The organism is Emticicia agri (assembly GCF_004168285.1).
GTDB lineage: Bacteria > Bacteroidota > Bacteroidia > Cytophagales > Spirosomataceae > Emticicia > Emticicia agri.
On sequence record NZ_SEWF01000049.1, the window covers coordinates 1 to 18,092 of the forward strand.

Consider the following 18,092-nt stretch of genomic DNA (forward strand, 5'->3'; position numbering starts at 1 on the left):
TATAGAAAAACCAGAAGCAGGCAAAATGCTTTACTAAAATTGTTGGATAAAGGAATAGAAGCCTATCAATCCCTGCTCAATCAAACTCAAGCGAAAGGATTAAGTATGGTAGACGCTGAAACATTTAAGACCATTAAACTGGTTTATCAACAGCAAAAACAGAGATACTTACACCCACAAGCCAAGATACCAAACCGGATAGTAAGTTTGTACAAACCCTACCTCAGACCCATTATCAGGGGAAAAGAGAATAAACCCTTAGAGTTCGGAATGAAGGTTCATAAGTTGCAGGTAGGTGGAATCAGCATAATTGAATATGGAAGTTATGAAGCCTTCAATGAGTGTAAACGTCTGAAAATCAGTATAGTCAAACATAAAAGTACTTTTGGTCTATGTACCCATATAGCTGCTGACAGGATTTATGCTACCAATGAAAATCGTAAATATACTACTCAGAAGAACATCCAGACCAACTTTATTAGAAAGGGTACTGGAAAAGATGATAAAGCTACCAAACAAATCAAAGCAGTACTTAATAAAGAAAGAGCTACACGTTTAGAAGGCAGTTTTGGTAATGAAAAGGAACATTACCTCTTGCATAAGAACAAAGCCAGAAGTCCTGACAACGAACAAGTTTGGCTATTTTTCGGTATTCACACTGCCAATGCTGTTTTGATTGCCAAACGAAGACAGAAAGCTCAAAGGCAAGCCCAAATGGCCGCTTAAATTGAAAATTTCATATCAAAACTCACCCATAAAATGGGGTGGTTCAGTGTGTCTACTCGTAAACAGAAAAGTCTCAATTGACGAAAAACTCACGATAGATTGTACTTTTTAAAGATGTTGCTCTTTGAAAATCAACAAGACACTCAGATTTTTGAGTGTCTTGTCGTTAGAATATTTTATCTAAGAGAATTTCCAAGGAAAGCCTACTTTAGTGAACATTGTGGCTAATCTATATGCTCCATAAACTCATTACACTTCATGGCAAGTAAATCTATCTGCCCGGTATCATGCCAGGCACTTATTACAACTCTGGTATTGGGTTTACCTGTTCTGATAGGATAGGCAAAGCTATAAATGAAAATATCATTTCTGAACAGATAATCATAGAGTGCATCTTGTGAGGTATAAAAGACCGGATAGGCTGGCTGAAAACTGAATAAAGATTTTGCTGACTGCAATTGAGTAGTAAAATGCTCAATATTACCTAATAAACGTTCAAAATTCCTTTGGTAAATCTCGCTTGCTTTTACATAAGCATATAGATATGCCGGAGCAATTGGTGAGCAAGAGGCAAAAAAAGCCGTATGTCTTAATATTTCAATAGTGGCTGCATCACTAAAAACTACCCCTCCCGGAATGCCCATCGCTTTATGCAAAGACGAGACTACAATAAACCGGATATTAGGTTTTACTGAAATATGCTGAAAAATACCCGCACCATTTTTGCCTGTAATGCCTAAACCATGCGAATCATCTATAATTAAAGTAATAGGTTGATTTTCAGGCAAGTCATTTATCCAGTCAAAATCATACGTTGTAGCCCGTAGCCCATCTGTAGAATTGCATACAATCACTGAATGTGCCGTATTAGCTTCTTTAATTTGGTTTGCTATCACTTTTGTCCATTCCTGAAAACCTATAGACGGCAATTGGATGGTGGGCTCATGAAAGTTGGCAGAGTGGCTCTGTGGGGCGTAGAAATAGTGTACATTTTGGGTTTTAAAATATTGAGCTACCACTTGCCCTGCCAACATACCAGACGACAGCGTAAGGGCTTTTTCCGCCCCTACCCAGGCAGCCATTTTATTTTCAGCTTCTTCATAAACAGCCAATTGCAAATTCCCGTTTCGGGAACTACCAAATGACATTCCGTAACGATATACCCCTTCTATTAATAGCTCTCTAAAATCAATATCCTGATTCATACCCAGATAAGACGTACCACTAAAAAAATGATAGTCGTGGTCTCCTAACCTGATTTTATTTGATGGTTGTTGGTGAATAATAAAATCGTTGTGCATCTTCTTTTCTACTATTTTGCTCTTTTCATTTCTTTCTCTACACTGCTTTTATAGCCAAAGAAATCTACTTCTAAGGTATGTCTGGGTGATTCATCAAACTGTTTATGAAGTTTTTTAGCGTCTTCTTCTATCGAACGCATCATTTCCTCTTTTTGCGGCAATTTACATTCTCCTTTAACAATCTTTGCTATCCATCTGGTTTGTAGTTCAGCCAGTGGCATAATAGCGCCTAAAGGCTGTAGAAGTCCGATAAAGAAAATATTCGGAAAATCGGGGTGGATAACTCTTTTATAAAGCCTTATACTGTTTGACTCTTCTATATCAAATTCTGCATAGTGTTTCAGAAAAGGAAATGATATTTTATACCCCGTGGCATAAATCACCATATCAAAGTCCTGACTACTGCCATCTTCAAAAACAACTGTTTTACCCTTAAACTCTTTGATATTGGGTTTAAACTTGATTGCACCCCTGCCCGAAAGATGGAGTAAATCCTGCGAAACGGTCGGATGCTCGCTTAATAATTTTCTTTTAGGCTTAGGCACCCCAAAGTTCTCCTGCTTACCTCTTGCCAGCCACAAGACTAATTTTAGGGTCAGGCGTTGTAGTGACAAAGGCAATTTTGAGGTCAATGGATTTGCCAGCATATCAAAGGGCATACTGAAAAGCCAGCTTGGGGTAATATGTGCACTACTTCTTGTCGAAATCACTACTTTACCTGTATGCAATCTTGCAGCTTCGGCGGCAATATCTACCGCAGAATTGCCAATGCCTACAATCAATACATCTTTCCCTTTTACCTGTTCTGATTCTTTATAGTAATGTGAGTGAATAATTTCTCCTGTAAAAGTACCTTTAAAAGCAGGGGTAGGCATACGGGGCTTCCAGTGATGCCCATTGGCTACAATAATATGCTGATATGTTCTTGTTTCTCCGTTATCAAGTTTAACCTTATAGGTGCCGTCGGGCTGTTGGCTTACCTCAGTAACGGCTGTATTAAAGGTGATGTAATCACGGATACCAAAATGCTCTACATATTTCTCAAAATATTTAATAATATGGCTGTGGTGAGGGTACATGGGGTAATCGTCAGGCATCGGAAAGTCGGTATAAGCCATTGCTATCCGATTGGTATTGATGTGTAAGGAACGATAGGCCGACGAAACACCGTTATCATTGTTAAATCGCCAGTTTCCGCCTATATCTGAGCCTTTTTCGAAACAATCAAAACTGATGTCATTTTCTTTCATAGTTTTAGCTGCCACGATTCCAGAAGAACCTGCGCCAATGATACAAATCTGCTTCATAAATTATAGGTAATAGATTTGAATAAACTAATAGGCTGTTGTAATAAAGTTTTTCACCAGTTCCCGCACCATTCCTCCCGAAATTGAATTAAGGTGGATATTATCGGGTGTAAGCTGATAACCATGTTTTTGGGTGATATAATCCCAGTCTTTTCCTAAGAAAAAATGATTGATAATAGAAAGTATCAGCAGTTTATAGGTTTCTTCAAATGTATATTTCAATGGCTTTACATGAGCCAATAAATACGCTTTCTGTTTTTCTCGCAAAGGCAGATAGGTTAATTGTTGCGTATGTGCCAGTTCTTTTATAAACTCACTGTATTTATCTGCTTTTTTATTTACCTCATGGTTCAAATCTTCACCAATTATCGGTAAAGACAGCAAAGCGATTCTGGCATGCGTGTTTTGTTTCAGACGAAGAATAATTTCCTGATAGTTTTTCTTGAATGACTCAAAATCAGGTTTTATATTTTCCGGAATACGCCCGGTTTGTTTATAACTATCTTCCAGATCTTTTTTCATTGTGGCATTTACATCATTTGTTCCAATAAGAATCGTGATGAAATCCGGTTGGCAGGCTATTACGTCATCAATACGTTTGAGTAGCGAAAAAGTAAGGTCTGAATTAATTCCGGCATTGAGTACCTGTAACTCATGCAATAGCTTTCCTACATCACTCACCCAATTATAGCTCACATTGCCGTGTGTAATGCTATCTCCAAAACATACCAGTGTTTTTTTTGAAGCATCTAATTTTTGTCTGTTTTGTAGTGTGGGGTAGCTGTCGGGCCTATCACGGGTAATTTTTTTCCATATCCAGATATAAGTAAGCACCAGCAGTATCAAAAAGCCGATTAATAAAACCCAGAGCATTTAAGGTTGGAATAATGATTGAAAATGTAAACCTAAAGATAATATTTGATGTTAAAAAGTGTTAAATAAGACAAATTTTTACTTGATTGGCGTTAATTTCGTGGAATAACTTTGTTTTATTATAAAGTGTTAGTTTAGGTAAAAGAAATAGAAGATGAATTTCAGGAATATAATCATATTTATGCTCATTGCGCTGATAGGTTTAATCACCTTTCAATGGTACTGGATTGAGAATGCCATATCTGTCAGACAAGAGCAGTTTGACCGGAATGTAACGGATGCTTTGCAGGAAACGGTTAAAAAAATTGAAAAACAGGAAATTATTTTTCTGGCCAACCAAAAAATGAAATTGGAAGAACAGAAAAAACTGCTGGCTATTACACAGAAGAAACAGGAAAAGAAAAGAATACCCAAACCCGTAAAAGTTGAACAGAACGACGATTTTGGTGCAGTCTTCGCTCCCGAGTCTCCGCTAAATCCGGTTTTCCCACAAGAGTTTAATCCTTATAAGGGTTATCAAACTTATGATGCACCACAGGGTTCTGAGCATCTGGCAAAGGTAAGACAAAGAACAGGCCGAGGGAGCAATACTGTAGCTGTTACCGATGTATTTGGAACAACCCGTTTGCTTGAAATCCCCGTTCGTCAGATGGATTTAATCAAAGAAATGCTGGAAGAACAAAATCTGGTAATGGAAGATTTGAGCCATCCCATACGAAATAACCTGATGCGGCAAAAAACGGCTGATGATTTAATTAAAGAATTTAACCGTCAAGTTTTGATACTGAATAAAAATGCGAATGAAAATCACCAGATTTTGAGTATTGGTGGCATTGACGACCAAAGTAGCGGTTTTAGTTTTGGCTATACCATTACTACCCCTGCCATTGATACGACACATACAGTATATATAAAACCAAAAAAACATAAAGCTGCCGAAAAACCTAAAGTAAAAACAGAAGAGCCGCAGGTAAGTCCTACACAGGCCAATCTTGAACGCACCAAAAATAAAGCAGAATTAGTAAAAGGCGTATTAACTGATGTCATTCATGGGGCTCGTGACATACACCAACGCCTTGACCGTATTTCTTTAGATACACTTTTGAAAAAAGAGCTGAAAAGTAGAGGGATTACTATTCCTTACCAGTATATTGTAAAGAATAGCAGTAATATGATATTTGCTTCGTTTGCGGAAAACTCTATCCCGAACATTATTAAAGACGCTTATCGGGTACAACTTTTTCCAAGCGATTTACAGCCGCAGAACCATTTCTTATATGTGCATTTTGCCGATACCCAAGGATTTATTCTGCGTAATATGTGGACAGTTTTTGCCAGTTCAGTACTGCTGATATTGATGATTGGTGGTATCTTCTATACTTCGGTAAATACCATGCTGAAACAGAAAAAACTGGCTACTATCAAGAACGATTTCATTAATAATATGACTCATGAGTTTAAAACACCTATTTCTACTATCTCTCTGGCAGTAGAAGTAATGAAAGACAACGAAGTGAAGAAAGATAATACCAAGATGAATCGTTATCTGAATATTATTCAGGATGAAAACCGCCGTTTAGGTACACAGGTTGAAAAGGTCTTGCAAATGGCCTTATTAGATAAGGGAGATGTAAAGTTGAAATTAGAAAGGGTAAATATCCATGAAACCATTGAACAGGTACTAAATAACCTGAGCGTGCAGATTGAGCAAAAGAATGGCCTTGTACATCTGGAATTAGATGCAGAAAACCATGAGATTGAGGCAGATGATGTACACTTGACTAATATTATCTTCAACTTACTCGACAATGCCAATAAGTATTCGCCTGAAAACCCTGATATTACAATAAAGACAGAGAATGAAGATGAGTTTCTGAAAATTACGATTGCCGACAAAGGTCTTGGCATGACAAAAGACCAGTTGAATAAGATTTTTGAACGGTTTTATCGGGTACCAACCGGGAATCTGCACGATGTGAAAGGGTTTGGCTTGGGTTTGAGCTATGTGAAAAAGATGGTAGAGTCGCATCAGGGTATGATACAGGTTGAAAGTAAAATAGGAGAGGGCAGTAGTTTTGAAGTATATCTGCCTTTGAACAGACGAGTGTAGTGTTGTATTTTTAAACCCATGAGGGCTACTATATGAAAGTTTTATTGACAGAAGATGATCCCAACTTAGGTATGCTCTTGCAAGAGTACCTGACAGCAAAAGGGTATGATACAGACCTGGCGAGAAATGGTGAAGAGGGTATCAGGATGTTTATTGAAAAAGGCAATTATGATATGTGTATCTGCGATGTGATGATGCCGAAAAAAGACGGGTTTTCTTTGGCTAAAGAAATACGGATGAAAGATAAAGAAGTACCCATTATCTTCCTGACGGCCAAATCAATGAAAGAGGATACTATTCAGGGGTTTAAAGTAGGTGCAGACGATTATATTACCAAGCCCTTCAGCATGGAAGAATTATTGATGCGTATGAAAGCCATCTTACGCCGCATCAATAAACAGGAAACAGATGTTCCGTCTACCGTTTTCAAAATAGGAGAGTATTCTTTTGATGCCCAAACCAATACTTTAGCCCATAATGATTCTCAGAATAAGCTGACTACCAAAGAAGCTGAATTATTAAAACTATTATGTCAGAACAAAAACCAGTCGGTTAGCAGAAGTTTTGCACTAAAACTAATTTGGGGAGACGACAGCTATTTCAATGCCCGGAGCATGGATGTGTATATTACTAAACTCCGTAAGCACCTGAAAGATGATGCTTCTATACAAATCATGAATATGCACGGCGAGGGTTTTAAATTGATTGTGTAGTAAGCTATTTGTGGCGCGAACGTCCCGTTCGCTGCTTTTCCATTAGACATCAAAAACTACTTTAAAGTAATTCAAATAAGAATTATAAGTAGAAACTTTTAAATATTTACTCTTAATACGTGCGACGAACGGGACGTTTGCGCCACAAACAACAAAAAAGTCAGCACTTCTAAGAAGTGCTGACTTTTTTGTTGTAAGGTTTCGTTGGGGATTTTTAAGAAAATTACAATTGCTTACGTAAACGGGCTACCGGAATATTGAGTTGCTCACGGTATTTGGCAACCGTGCGGCGTGCAATATTATAACCACGTTTGTTCAGCATCTTTTCTAATTTATCGTCAGAAAGTGGTGAGTTTTTAGGCTCATTTTCAATCAATTCTTTCAGAATGTTTTTTACTTCACGACTTGAGGCATCTTCACCTGAATCGGTAGCTATACCCTCAGAGAAGAAGTATTTTAAAGGATAAATACCAAAATCGGTTTGTACGGCTTTACTATTGGCTACACGTGAAACAGTTGAGATATCCATTTCGATACGATTGGCAATATCTTTCAGAATCATCGGTCTCAGTTTCGACTCATCACCATCCAGAAAAAAGTCTCTTTGGTACTCAACAATGGCTTTCATGGTTTTTAAAAGCGTTTGCTGACGTTGTTTAATAGCATCAATAAACCACTTGGCTGCATCTAATTTCTGTTTAACAAAGGTTACTGTCTCTTTAATGCTTTTATGCTGTGCTGAACCGTTTTTGTCGGTTTTATCATAGGTATCAAGCATTTCGGCAAAAGAGCGGCTTACACGCAATTCAGGTGCATTTTTAGAATTCAGAATTACATCTAATTTACCGTTATTGTTGGTTACAATAAAATCAGCCATCAGATACGCTGCTGTGCTATCGCCATTACCGGTATTACCCGGCTTCGGATTCAGACGTGTAATGATTCTGATAGCTTCTTTCATGACAGTATCATCGATATCCAGCCGTCTCTGAATCTTCTCGAAGTGCTTCTTTGTAAACTCATCGAAATAATCAGTAATAATCTTAACTGCTATTTCTACCTCTACATCATTGAGGTCTTTTCTATCTAATTGCAATAGAAGGCATTCTCTTAAATCTCTTGCCCCAATACCTGCAGGCTCAAAAGTCTGTACCTTTCTGAGTATGGAAGTAAGTTCTTCTTCGGTAGTATAAATATTCTGCGTAAAGGCCAGGTCATTACAGATAGAACGAAGTGGGCGGCGGATGTAGCCGTCTTCTTCAATGCTTCCTATGAGTTGCATACCAATTGCTTCCTGTCTTGAATCTAAGCGTAGGTACCCTAATTGTTGAACCAGCGACTCAGCCAGTGTACTGGTAGCTACTACAGGCATTACGTCTCTGTCATCGTCTCCCCAGCCATCACCATACATTTTATACCCTGCATAATCGTCCTGATCCAGATATTGTTTTACATCAAGCCCCTCATATCGTTCATACTCTCCATATTCATCATAATCGTCGCCATAGTCATCTTCCTCATATTCGTCTTTCACACGGTCATCCATGTCCATGCCTTCTTCCAAAGCAGGATTTATTTCAAGTTCCTCTTCTATTCTTTGTTCGAGTTCAGCCGTAGGAATTTGTAACAGTTTAATAAACTGAATCTGTTGAGGGGACAGCCTCTGTTGAAGGGATTGATTGAGACTTAATTTTTGCATGTGAGACGTAGAGTTTTTTCATTGATAATAGGGTCTTTTACAGACCCTCTCCACATTTTTCGTGCCAAAAGAATGTGAGACAATGATTAAAGGAATATATTTTTTTATTAACGAACAAGTTTTTAGCCAAAAAAATTGCTGTTTTTAAGAAATAAATATATAACTCATTGACTATAAGAAATTTAACTCTCTGAAAAAATCCCTTAAAAAAACTTATATTTTTTTTAAAAAAGTCTAATTTTAAAAAACAAACCCCACAAGATACGTATATCTCATGGGGTTTCTTAGCCTCAGAAATGGCTATCTTAAGCAACTGCTTCTTTGGTTTCAGTCAATGCTGTTTTCTTCTTTTTACGGAAGTATTTATCTCTTACCCTCTCGTTGATGTAATACATACAGGGCACTATCACCAAAGTAAGTACGGTTGAGAACGTCAGACCGAAAATAATTGTCCAGGCAAGGATTCCCCAGAATACGGCACTATCGCCTCCGATAAAGATATGAGGGTTAAATTCAGTAAACAAGGTAACGAAATCCATACTTAAACCTAAGGCCAGAGGTACAAGACCTAATACTGCCGCAGAGGCTGTCAATAACACCGGAGTCAGACGTACGCCACCTGCTTCAATAATGGCCTGTTTTAATGGATAACCTCTTTCTCTCAACTCATCTGTAAACTCTATGAGTAGAATACCGTTCTTCACCACAATACCTGCCAAAGCAATGATACCCACACCTGACATGATGATTGAGAAGGTCATGCCGAATACCATAAAACCTAAGAATACCCCGATAAACGATAGTAAGATGGTAACAAAGATGATAATCGGTTTTACTACAGAGTTGAATTGTGTAGCCAGAATCAGATAGATTAGTAATACCGCAGCACCTAATGCGCCCATCAGGAACATCATCGACTCCATTTGTTCTTCCTGCTCCCCTCCCATTTTCACAATATAACCACTTGGAACTTCCATTTTGTCAATAACCTTACTTTGAATCTCAGCCACAATTTCATTGGCATTGTAGCCATTCAGTACCTCTGAACCCAGCGTAATGATTCTGGACTGGTTTTTACGGTTAATCTGACTGAAGGTAGTTGAATAACTGATATTGGCAATTGAATTGAGCGGAACCTGACGTAATACTCCTCCCATGTTCATATCACGGTAAGTAATATTCATGCTCAGTAGTTTCTCAACTTGATTTCGGTCGTCGGCTTTTAAGCGCAACTGAATCGGGTATTCATCTTTATCGTCTCTGAATTTTGATACCTCGGCTCCAAACAAGGCTGTACGAATAGCCAAAGCCACCTGTGAAGTACTGATACCCTCTCGTTGTGCCTTTACTTTGTCTACATCAACAATGATTTCAGGCTTATTGGTAATCAAATCAGATTTTAACTCTTCAATACCTTTGATATTCTCTTTTTGAATATTCTTGCGAACTTCTTTCTCCAGACCTATCAAAGTATTGAAATCATCACCCGATATTTCAATTGAAATTGGTTTTCCTGTCGGCGGACCGTTATTTTCACGTTGTACCGAGATTTCAGTTCCGGGAATCCCCTTAATCTCGTTTCTCATTTCATCCAATAGTTTCTGCGACGAAATGTCTCCCCGCTCTTCTTTCTTTACAAAAGCTACTGTTACCTTCGATTTATGAGGGGTTGCCGAACGGTCAGGATTAAATGGGTCTCCGGCATTTTTACCAACGTTCGAAATAACAGAGTTGATCGCTGGTTCTGCCTTATTTTTCTTAATTACACCAAATACTTTACGCTCTATTACTTTAGTTACCGAGTCGGTTACTCTGGCATCGGTACCTACAGGCATTACATTATACACATAAATATAGTCAGGGTCTCCACTTGGAAAGAAAATCACTTTAGGTTGAACAACTCCTAACATGAAAATAGTTACAAAAAATAACGCAACCATCGCCAATACAGCAAATACCGGGCGGTAACCTGTGATAATCCAGGCAATCAATTTTCTGTACGCATTTTTAAAACGTGGCAGGGCTTTATCCTGAAAAGGAATAATCACTTTTGGTGTTAATACAAAATGGTTGAACACATACAGGATAGCCATCAAAACGATAAAGTTACCGATACCTACATTGATAAAATATGCAGGTAATGCCACAATAGCCATAATAATTAACGGGCGACGGATACTTTTGAAACTTGTATCTTCATGTTGTTCGTCTTCATGGCGTCTCATAAATGAGATAGCAAATACCGGGTTGATTACATACGCCACAATTAAAGAGGCAAACAAAGTATAGATAAGCGTAATAGGCAGGAACTTCATGAACTCACCTACGATACCCGGCCAGAATAAAAGCGGGAAAAATGGCGCAATAGTAGTTAAGGTACCTGATAATACAGGTAAAAATACTTCTGATGCAGCCAGACTCACGGCCTCTTTAATGCTCAGGTTCTTAAACCTGTTAAATAAGCGGTGGGCATTTTCGATAACCACAATGGCATCGTCAACCACAATACCCAAGCCTAAGAGAAAAGCAAAAAGAACGATTGTATTTAAGGTAAAGCCCGAGAACTGTAAAGGGATAAAGGCAATCAGCGCTGAAAGAGGTACAGATAAACCTACGAAAATGGCATCCCGCACACCCATAAAGAACATCAATACAATTACCACGAAAATGAACCCTAAAACTACCGTGTTTATCAAGTCGGCAATTTCACTTTTCACACGTTCTGAAGTATCGGCTGTGATTCTTGCCTCCAATCCTTTAGGGAAACGTTCTTTACGGTATTTTTCCAATAATACTTCAATGCGTTCTGACACATCAATTACACTTGCACCTGCTCTTTTGATTACGTTCAGGGTTACTACCCGATTGTTATCCAGACGGGCAAAATCCTGTTGTTCTTCGGCGCTATCTACTACTTCTGCTACATCACCTAATCTGACAGTTGCTCCTGTTGAACTGCGCACCTGTACATCCTGAATCTGATACACATCTTTGAACTCCCCTTTCACACGAATCGTACGACGTACATTGTCCACATTCAACTCACCACCCGAGATATTGATATTTTCTCCCTGAATAGCGGATTGAATATCATAGAAAGTCAACCCTGTAGATTGCATTTTGTACAGGTCGAGATTAATCTGAATCTCTCTTTTCAAGGTACCCACAATGTCAACTTTCGTAATTTCAGGATACGACTCTATATCATCTTGTAGTTCTTCTGCATAATCTTTCAGTTTTTCTAAAGGGAAATTACCAGCCAGGTTAATGTTCATGATAGGAAACTCCGAGAAGTTTACATCCTGGGCTGTCGGGCCACTATCAACTTTCTGTGGTAAATCTCTTCTCGCTTTATCAATGGCATCACGTACCCTTTGTAAAGCGGCTTCAATCTGTACATCAGGGTTAAACTCTACCATAATCACCGAAACGTCTTGTAGGGCATTTGATGTGATACGTTTTACGCCTGTAATAGTCTTTAACTGCTTTTCAATGGGTTTATTGATTACGTTCTCAATATCTGCCGGGGTAGTACCAAAGTAAATAGTCTGTACATAAATCTGTGGCACTTTAATATCAGGGAACTGCTCTTTCGGAAGATTGAAGTATATTCCTAACCCTGCCAGAAATATCATTGTTGTGAAAATATAGACCGTGGTCTGGTTGTTTCCTAACCAACGAACCATATTGTAGATCATTCCACTTCCGTGTGGAATATCCTGTTCCTGTAATTGTTGAAATTTGTCTTTTTCCATAATCTAAAACCACTGACCGGCTTTTATGATTGTTTAAATATTTATATGAAGGCACAGAAAAAATATGGTCTGATTGTGTAATACCATACTTTTCGCTTCTATAAGAAGCTGTTTCTGATTAGAAACTTACCGCCTGACCATCTACTAAATCCTGATAGCCCTGGGTAATCAACAAATCTCCCGCTTGTAATCCTGATACAATTTCAATATCGCCGCCATAAGTAAGACCTGTGGTAATTTTACGGCTACGTGCTACTTTCTTGCCACCCTCAGTTACTGCTACATATACAATGTTACCAGACTCATCTTGCTGAATAAGGTTTCTGTTGATGATAATAGCATCTTTTTTCGACTGGTCGTTTACATTCATTACGGCAGTCATATTAGGTTTTAATTGAGGATCGATTTTCGGAACTGATGCTTCAATGGTAAATGTACGCGAGGCCTGATTAACTGTCTGGCTCACAAACGTTAGTTTTGCGGTGGTTTCTTTTCCTAAATCCGGAAATTTCACGGTTACCATATCACCTTGTTTAATTGTTCCGGCATAAGAATCGGCTGCCTGTGCAACTACTTTCAAATCGTTAGAATTAACAATTCTGACAATACCTAAACCCGGAGCGGCCAATTCGCCTGCACGCTGGCGTATCTCATCTACAAAGCCATTCATCGGGGCTGTTACTTTTGTCATTCCCAATTGCGTTTGTAAAGTAGCCAGACGTTTTTCCAATGCTTCTACGTTACTCTTCGCCTGAATGTATTGTACTTCTGTACCAATCTTCTGGTCCCAAAGGTTTTTTTGTTTTTCATAAAACACCTTTGCTGTCTCTAACTGTACTTCAATCTCTTGCTGAGATTGTTTCATTACCGAGTTATCAATCGTAGCTATTACCTGACCTTGTTTTACATAGTCGCCTTCTTTTACATAAAGGTTCGTGATAGCCCCTCCTACCTGTGGTGAAACAAAAATATTGTTCTTGGCATCTAATCTTCCCTGAAACTCAACAAAGTGTTTGAAATTCTGTGATGCAATAGGTGTAGTAGTTACACTTATTACTTTTTCTTCTTCTTTGTTTGGGTCAAGAATATTCAGTTCGGCTTGTAGTTTCTGAATTTTTTCCGAGATTGTTTTTTCTTCTGCCTGTAGTTTGGCTAACTCTTCTTTCTTCTGACTCACTTTATCACCTCCCCCTTTCGAGCAAGACGCAACCAGTATGACAACTGTTAAAGCAAATGCTATACTTGAAAATACCGTTTTAGCTTTGTAATAAATAAGAAATATATTTTTCATACGAAATGTGTTTTATTTAATGCTTGTAATCGTGAATTGTTGTGATTTGATGAAACTGTTATTCCACTATTAGTTTGCCTAATGCTTTGTCTAAATCTACCTTAGCTATGAGTACATCATACAAAGCGGCGAAATAATTGGTTTGTGCTTCTTTTAGTGCTGATTCGGCATTCACTACCTCAATGTTAGTACCTTGTCCTGCCTGATATTTGATTTTAGTAACTCTTACTACCTCTTGTGCCAAATCCAGATTTCTTTGTTGCACAGTCAGGCTCTCTAAACCATTTCTAATATTGATACTTGCCGTTTTTGCCTGTAAATCAAACGATTCTCTCAGCAACAAGGCATTATAGTCAAGTTTGGTTAAGGCAAGGTCTTGTTGCTGTAACTGTATTTTTCTTAACCCGCTGTCATAAATAGGTATCTGAATACCCAGTGTTAAAGCTGACGAGCCAAACCAACGTTCGAATGGGTTGAAACGGGTATTGCTATGCCCTGCTCCTAACGACCCGTTGAATGAGAATTTCGGAAGTACTCCTTTTTGTATCCGCTCTTTATCAAAAAGCATGAGTTGTCTTTGTACCATTAGTGTCGAGTATTCTATGCGGCCTGCATAATCAACTGCCTGAAACTCTAACATAGTAAAAGGCTTAATATCCACATCTGCCAATTTATCAGATAGCACAATCGGCTCATCTAATTTCATGCCCATCTGAAACTTTAACAGGGTCTGACTTAAGATGATAAGGTTTTTTACCTTTTGAGTCTCTGTCAATAAATTATTACGTTGTACTTCGAGACGGTCAAGGTCTAATTTTTCGATAAAGCCTTGCTGATTCATTACTCTCATTTCTTTAATTAATGAATCAATGCGTGCAATGTTTAAATCCAGAATTTTACTTCTTTCTTCAGCTACCAGTACCGAGTAATAGGCTTTGGCCACGTTTTCGGCTACCGCAGTTTTTGAATTAGTTACCCCTTTTCTTGCCAGTTCACGATACACCGGAGCAGCCTTGAGACCTACCAGCCAGGTAGCATCAAAAATCAACTGGTTTACACCCACACCTGCCTGGCCTGCCCAGGGCACACCAAACTTAAATTTGGTTACAGCACCATCGGGTGCATTAGGGTCAAAGTTTTTGGCGTCTATGAGCTGTGTGGGAATGATTGCGTTGTAGGTATAACTAAAATTACCATTTATCTGAGGTAATCCGGAGGCTTTGATTTGTTTGATTGTCAGTTCGGCTCCAATAATATCTAACTCGGCATTTTTTACGGATAGGTGGTTTTTGGTTCCGTACTGTATGGCCTGTTGCAAGGTAAACGCTTGCTGGGCTTGTGCGGAGATTCCACAAATTAGGAAAAAAATCAGGTACTTTATTTTCATATAGTTGATTGTTTAATTAAAAATTGATATGCTCTGGCTCGTTGTCCTGTTTGCATTTTTCGTAAAATTCCAGACCCTTTTGGCTCATAATTCCTCTTAAAAAATGGTCTATGAATGTAGTATGAACGTCTGTCTGATTAAATCTTTCCGGTGGAAAAACATCACGGTTAAAAGCAAACTCTACTTCTTCCATTCGCAAGCGAGCTAATATTTCTATATTAATGTCTGCTCTGTAAAATCCTTGTTCTATCCCTTCTCTCAGATTCTTCTTTACGATTTCCAGGAAATTAACTTTGTTATATTCCAGAAAAAATTGCCAGGTTTTAGGGTGATACTTCTTTAAATCGTAAAATACAGCAGGATTAATCGTTGATGCCTGCTTCCGCAGCAGTGACGCTTCTCTAAAGACCTGTTCGATAGGGTTTGCTGATTCTTTATATATCCGTTCTGATTCTTCCATGTCGCACATCATATTATGGCGGGCAATTTCATGAACGATAGAGTCTTTGTCTTCAAAATTCTGGTATATTGTCTTTTTTGAAATCCCTAATTCGGACGCTATGTCGTCCATTGTTACACTCCTGATACCAAATTTGCGGAAGAGTGTTTCAGCGGTCTGTAAAATTCTGTCTCTGATTTCCATTTACATTGTTTAAGTCTTTATGCTATCATAATAGTAAGGTTTTCTAAAGACAGAAACTGAGGAAACTTTTAAAAGGTTCAAAGTTTTTATAATTTTTTTTAGAACCGTTTTTGGTGAGACAAAATTGACTATCAAGCAGATAAATCGCTACAAAATTATGATGAACCGTAAAAATTTGGGGATGAGCTTAGTTTATACTCCCACAGAACAGTTTTTCCAAAGAAATAATTACACAGGCAATGGTTATATATCAATAAAAAATTGCACTTTTTATATATACATTTTTACAAAATAAATCTAATACTTAAAAAATAAAGGAAATTGAGTAGTAAATTGTAATTTTGTACACTAATCTTATTCCTCCTTTCCGATAACTATTTAACAATTATACAACGTACAACAACGCCTGCATAAGGGCCTGATTCTTCATGAGTTTTTATAAAAAATTTGTCTTCCCCTACCTGACTCGCTACGATGCCGAGAAGATTCATTATGTAGTAATGGATGTATTGAAATTTGCGTGCAAAATTCCATTCATGCCGGCCATTCTGAGATTGATTTATGAAAAGAAAGACAAGAAACTTGAGCGTAAAATATTTGGTTTGCGTTTCAAGAATCCTGTTGGTCTGGCAGCAGGTTTTGATAAAAACGGGCTCTGGACTGATGAATTATCAAATCTTGGTTTTGGCTTTATTGAAATCGGTACAGTTACACCACGAGCACAGATGGGTAATGATAAACCACGCTTGTTCAGATTAAAACAAGACGAAGCGCTGATTAATAGAATGGGCTTTAATAATGAAGGTTCAGGAGCGGCGGCTAATCAATTGCGTAAACGTAAAACAAAAATTATTATAGGGGGTAATATTGGTAAGAACAAACTGACCAAAAACGATGATGCCGTTTATGATTATCTCAAATCATTCAACGACCTCTATCCTTATGTAGATTACTTTGTGATTAATGTAAGCTCACCCAATACGCCTGGCTTACGTGCCTTGCAAGAGAAAGAACCTTTAAAATATCTGTTGAAAACCTTAGAGAGAGACAATGGCCGTAAATCGAAACCGAAACCTATCTTATTGAAAATTGCGCCTGATTTAACCAATGAACAATTGGATGATATTATCGAAATTGTAAAAGAAACCCGTATTTCGGGGGTTATCGCCTCTAATACCACTATCAGCCGTGAAGACCTTACAACAGATAATGCAGACGTAGATGCAATAGGTGCAGGTGGTCTGAGCGGTAAACCTCTGGCTAAACGCTCAACTGAAGTAATCAGATATTTATCTGAAAAATCAAAAAAAGCATTTCCTATTATAGGGGTAGGTGGTATTCATTCAGCAGAAGATGCTATTGAGAAACTGAAAGCAGGCGCATCGCTAGTACAGGTATATTCAGGCTTCATCTACGAAGGCCCCGGAATCGTAAAAGATATATGTGAAGGTATATTGAAAGAAAAATTTTAATATAAAACATTGATTATCAGTTTTTAATAAAAAAATCATGTCGTAGCTGGCATGATTTTTTTATTTCCTGAAACTATTTTCAAGTGTTTTTGTTTTTATATGTATATACATACAATGTAAAAACAGAATTAATTCACTATTATTATAAAACATTTAAGACAATGGCAAAATGGACTATTGATGCTTCTCACTCAGAAGTACAGTTTAAAGTAAAACACTTAATGATTTCAACCGTAACCGGAACATTCGGTACTTATGAAGGAACTGTTGAAACAACCAACGACAACGATTTTGAAGGTGCCACCGTTAATTTCTCGGCTGACATCGACAGTATCTCAACCGGACAGGAACAAAGAGACGGCCACTTAAAATCGGCTGATTTCTTTGATGCTGCCAATTTCCCGAAATTAACTTTTGTTTCTAATTCTTTCGAGAAAACAGGTGATGATACCTATACAGTAAATGGCGATTTGACGATAAGAGGTGTAACGAAACCGATAACATTGAAGGCAGAGTTTGGCGGAATTATGACGGATTTTTACGGACAAACAAAAGCCGGATTTGATTTACAAGGTAAAATTAATCGCCAGGATTATGGCTTGGCCTGGAGCGCAGTAACCGAAGCAGGTGGAATTGTGGTGAGCGACGATGTGAAACTGGTAATGAATATCCAGGTTGTGAAAGGTTAATCCAAATCTTTTACGAAAGTCAGAATCAAAGAAAAACCTCTACTCTACAGTAGGGGTTTTCTTTTTTATAGCTCAATTGCCACCGTAGCTGCAAGCCCGAAAATAAATGAAGAAACCTCTGCCTTG

General features: G+C 38.1%; 13 protein-coding genes. 5 read left to right on the forward strand and 8 right to left on the reverse strand.

The window, feature by feature from the left end:
- On the forward strand, window positions 1-726 hold a 726-nt coding region (locus EWM59_RS27790), incomplete at its 5' end, for a transposase family protein (RefSeq protein WP_510186009.1).
- A gap of 224 nt (window positions 727-950) precedes the next feature.
- Here EWM59_RS27790 and EWM59_RS22775 read toward each other — a convergent pair.
- Genes EWM59_RS22775 through EWM59_RS22785 form a run of 3 tightly spaced genes read right to left on the reverse strand, consistent with a single transcriptional unit; the run spans window position 951 to window position 4,207 of the window.
- The gene (locus EWM59_RS22775) at window positions 951-2,027 is read right to left on the reverse strand and encodes an aminotransferase class I/II-fold pyridoxal phosphate-dependent enzyme (protein WP_130023559.1); all 1,077 of its coding nucleotides are present in this window, start codon (window positions 2,025-2,027) and stop codon (window positions 951-953) included.
- Window positions 2,028-2,038: 11 nt separating this feature from the next.
- On the reverse strand, window positions 2,039-3,334 hold the full coding sequence (locus EWM59_RS22780) for a flavin-containing monooxygenase (RefSeq protein WP_130023560.1): 1,296 nt from the start codon (window positions 3,332-3,334) through the stop codon (window positions 2,039-2,041).
- A 27-nt stretch (window positions 3,335-3,361) separates the two neighbouring features.
- Complete coding sequence (locus EWM59_RS22785; RefSeq protein ID WP_130023561.1) at window positions 3,362-4,207, reverse strand: SGNH/GDSL hydrolase family protein; 846 nt, start codon at window positions 4,205-4,207, stop codon at window positions 3,362-3,364.
- Between the two features lie 154 nt (window positions 4,208-4,361).
- Between EWM59_RS22785 and EWM59_RS22790 the strand changes: the two genes are divergently transcribed.
- Together EWM59_RS22790 and EWM59_RS22795 are read left to right on the forward strand one after the other, a co-directional pair.
- Window positions 4,362-6,317, forward strand: coding sequence for a sensor histidine kinase (locus tag EWM59_RS22790; protein ID WP_130023562.1), 1,956 nt, complete (start codon window positions 4,362-4,364; stop codon window positions 6,315-6,317).
- Window positions 6,318-6,349: 32 nt separating this feature from the next.
- Window positions 6,350-7,030, forward strand: a complete 681-nt coding sequence (locus EWM59_RS22795; RefSeq protein ID WP_130023563.1) for a response regulator transcription factor — start codon at window positions 6,350-6,352, stop codon at window positions 7,028-7,030.
- Window positions 7,031-7,253: 223 nt separating this feature from the next.
- Here EWM59_RS22795 and rpoN read toward each other — a convergent pair whose 3' ends face one another.
- The 5 genes from rpoN to EWM59_RS22820 all read right to left on the reverse strand — a co-directional run bounded on the left by rpoN (window position 7,254) and on the right by EWM59_RS22820 (window position 15,805).
- Window positions 7,254-8,729 (reverse strand): RNA polymerase factor sigma-54, encoded by a 1,476-nt coding sequence (gene rpoN, locus EWM59_RS22800; RefSeq protein WP_130023564.1) that lies wholly within the window; start codon window positions 8,727-8,729, stop codon window positions 7,254-7,256.
- A 305-nt stretch (window positions 8,730-9,034) separates the two neighbouring features.
- Window positions 9,035-12,427 (reverse strand): efflux RND transporter permease subunit, encoded by a 3,393-nt coding sequence (locus tag EWM59_RS22805; RefSeq protein ID WP_130023578.1) that lies wholly within the window; start codon window positions 12,425-12,427, stop codon window positions 9,035-9,037.
- Window positions 12,428-12,602: 175 nt separating this feature from the next.
- On the reverse strand, window positions 12,603-13,775 hold the full coding sequence (locus EWM59_RS22810; RefSeq protein WP_130023565.1) for an efflux RND transporter periplasmic adaptor subunit: 1,173 nt from the start codon (window positions 13,773-13,775) through the stop codon (window positions 12,603-12,605).
- Window positions 13,776-13,833: 58 nt separating this feature from the next.
- Window positions 13,834-15,162 (reverse strand): TolC family protein, encoded by a 1,329-nt coding sequence (locus EWM59_RS22815; RefSeq protein WP_130023566.1) that lies wholly within the window; start codon window positions 15,160-15,162, stop codon window positions 13,834-13,836.
- Window positions 15,163-15,178: 16 nt separating this feature from the next.
- Window positions 15,179-15,805 carry a TetR/AcrR family transcriptional regulator gene (locus EWM59_RS22820; protein WP_130023567.1) on the reverse strand — a complete coding sequence of 209 codons (627 nt, stop codon included), beginning with the start codon at window positions 15,803-15,805 and terminating at the stop codon, window positions 15,179-15,181.
- Between the two features lie 428 nt (window positions 15,806-16,233).
- Here EWM59_RS22820 and EWM59_RS22825 point away from each other — a divergent pair, with 428 nt between their 5' ends.
- Window positions 16,234-17,277, forward strand: coding sequence for a quinone-dependent dihydroorotate dehydrogenase (locus EWM59_RS22825; RefSeq protein ID WP_130023568.1), 1,044 nt, complete (start codon window positions 16,234-16,236; stop codon window positions 17,275-17,277).
- Between the two features lie 161 nt (window positions 17,278-17,438).
- The gene (locus EWM59_RS22830) at window positions 17,439-17,966 is read left to right on the forward strand and encodes a YceI family protein (RefSeq protein WP_130023569.1); all 528 of its coding nucleotides are present in this window, start codon (window positions 17,439-17,441) and stop codon (window positions 17,964-17,966) included.
- The last annotated feature ends 126 nt before the right edge of the window (window positions 17,967-18,092 follow it).

What these genes read in the sequence shown, in the direction of transcription:
- EWM59_RS22775 (WP_130023559.1), bottom strand. Translation starts at nt 2,027, where the DNA reads ATGCACAACGATTTTATTATTCACCAACAACCATCAAATAAAATCAGG.
- EWM59_RS22805 (WP_130023578.1), bottom strand. Translation starts at nt 12,427, where the DNA reads ATGATCTACAATATGGTTCGTTGGTTAGGAAACAACCAGACCACGGTC.
- EWM59_RS22810 (WP_130023565.1), bottom strand. Translation starts at nt 13,775, where the DNA reads ATGAAAAATATATTTCTTATTTATTACAAAGCTAAAACGGTATTTTCA.
- EWM59_RS22795 (WP_130023563.1), top strand. Translation starts at nt 6,350, where the DNA reads ATGAAAGTTTTATTGACAGAAGATGATCCCAACTTAGGTATGCTCTTG.
- EWM59_RS22785 (WP_130023561.1), bottom strand. Translation starts at nt 4,207, where the DNA reads ATGCTCTGGGTTTTATTAATCGGCTTTTTGATACTGCTGGTGCTTACT.
- EWM59_RS22815 (WP_130023566.1), bottom strand. Translation starts at nt 15,162, where the DNA reads ATGAAAATAAAGTACCTGATTTTTTTCCTAATTTGTGGAATCTCCGCA.
- EWM59_RS22790 (WP_130023562.1), top strand. Translation starts at nt 4,362, where the DNA reads ATGAATTTCAGGAATATAATCATATTTATGCTCATTGCGCTGATAGGT.
- EWM59_RS22825 (WP_130023568.1), top strand. Translation starts at nt 16,234, where the DNA reads ATGAGTTTTTATAAAAAATTTGTCTTCCCCTACCTGACTCGCTACGAT.
- EWM59_RS22820 (WP_130023567.1), bottom strand. Translation starts at nt 15,805, where the DNA reads ATGGAAATCAGAGACAGAATTTTACAGACCGCTGAAACACTCTTCCGC.
- EWM59_RS22830 (WP_130023569.1), top strand. Translation starts at nt 17,439, where the DNA reads ATGGCAAAATGGACTATTGATGCTTCTCACTCAGAAGTACAGTTTAAA.
- rpoN (WP_130023564.1), bottom strand. Translation starts at nt 8,729, where the DNA reads ATGCAAAAATTAAGTCTCAATCAATCCCTTCAACAGAGGCTGTCCCCT.
- EWM59_RS22780 (WP_130023560.1), bottom strand. Translation starts at nt 3,334, where the DNA reads ATGAAGCAGATTTGTATCATTGGCGCAGGTTCTTCTGGAATCGTGGCA.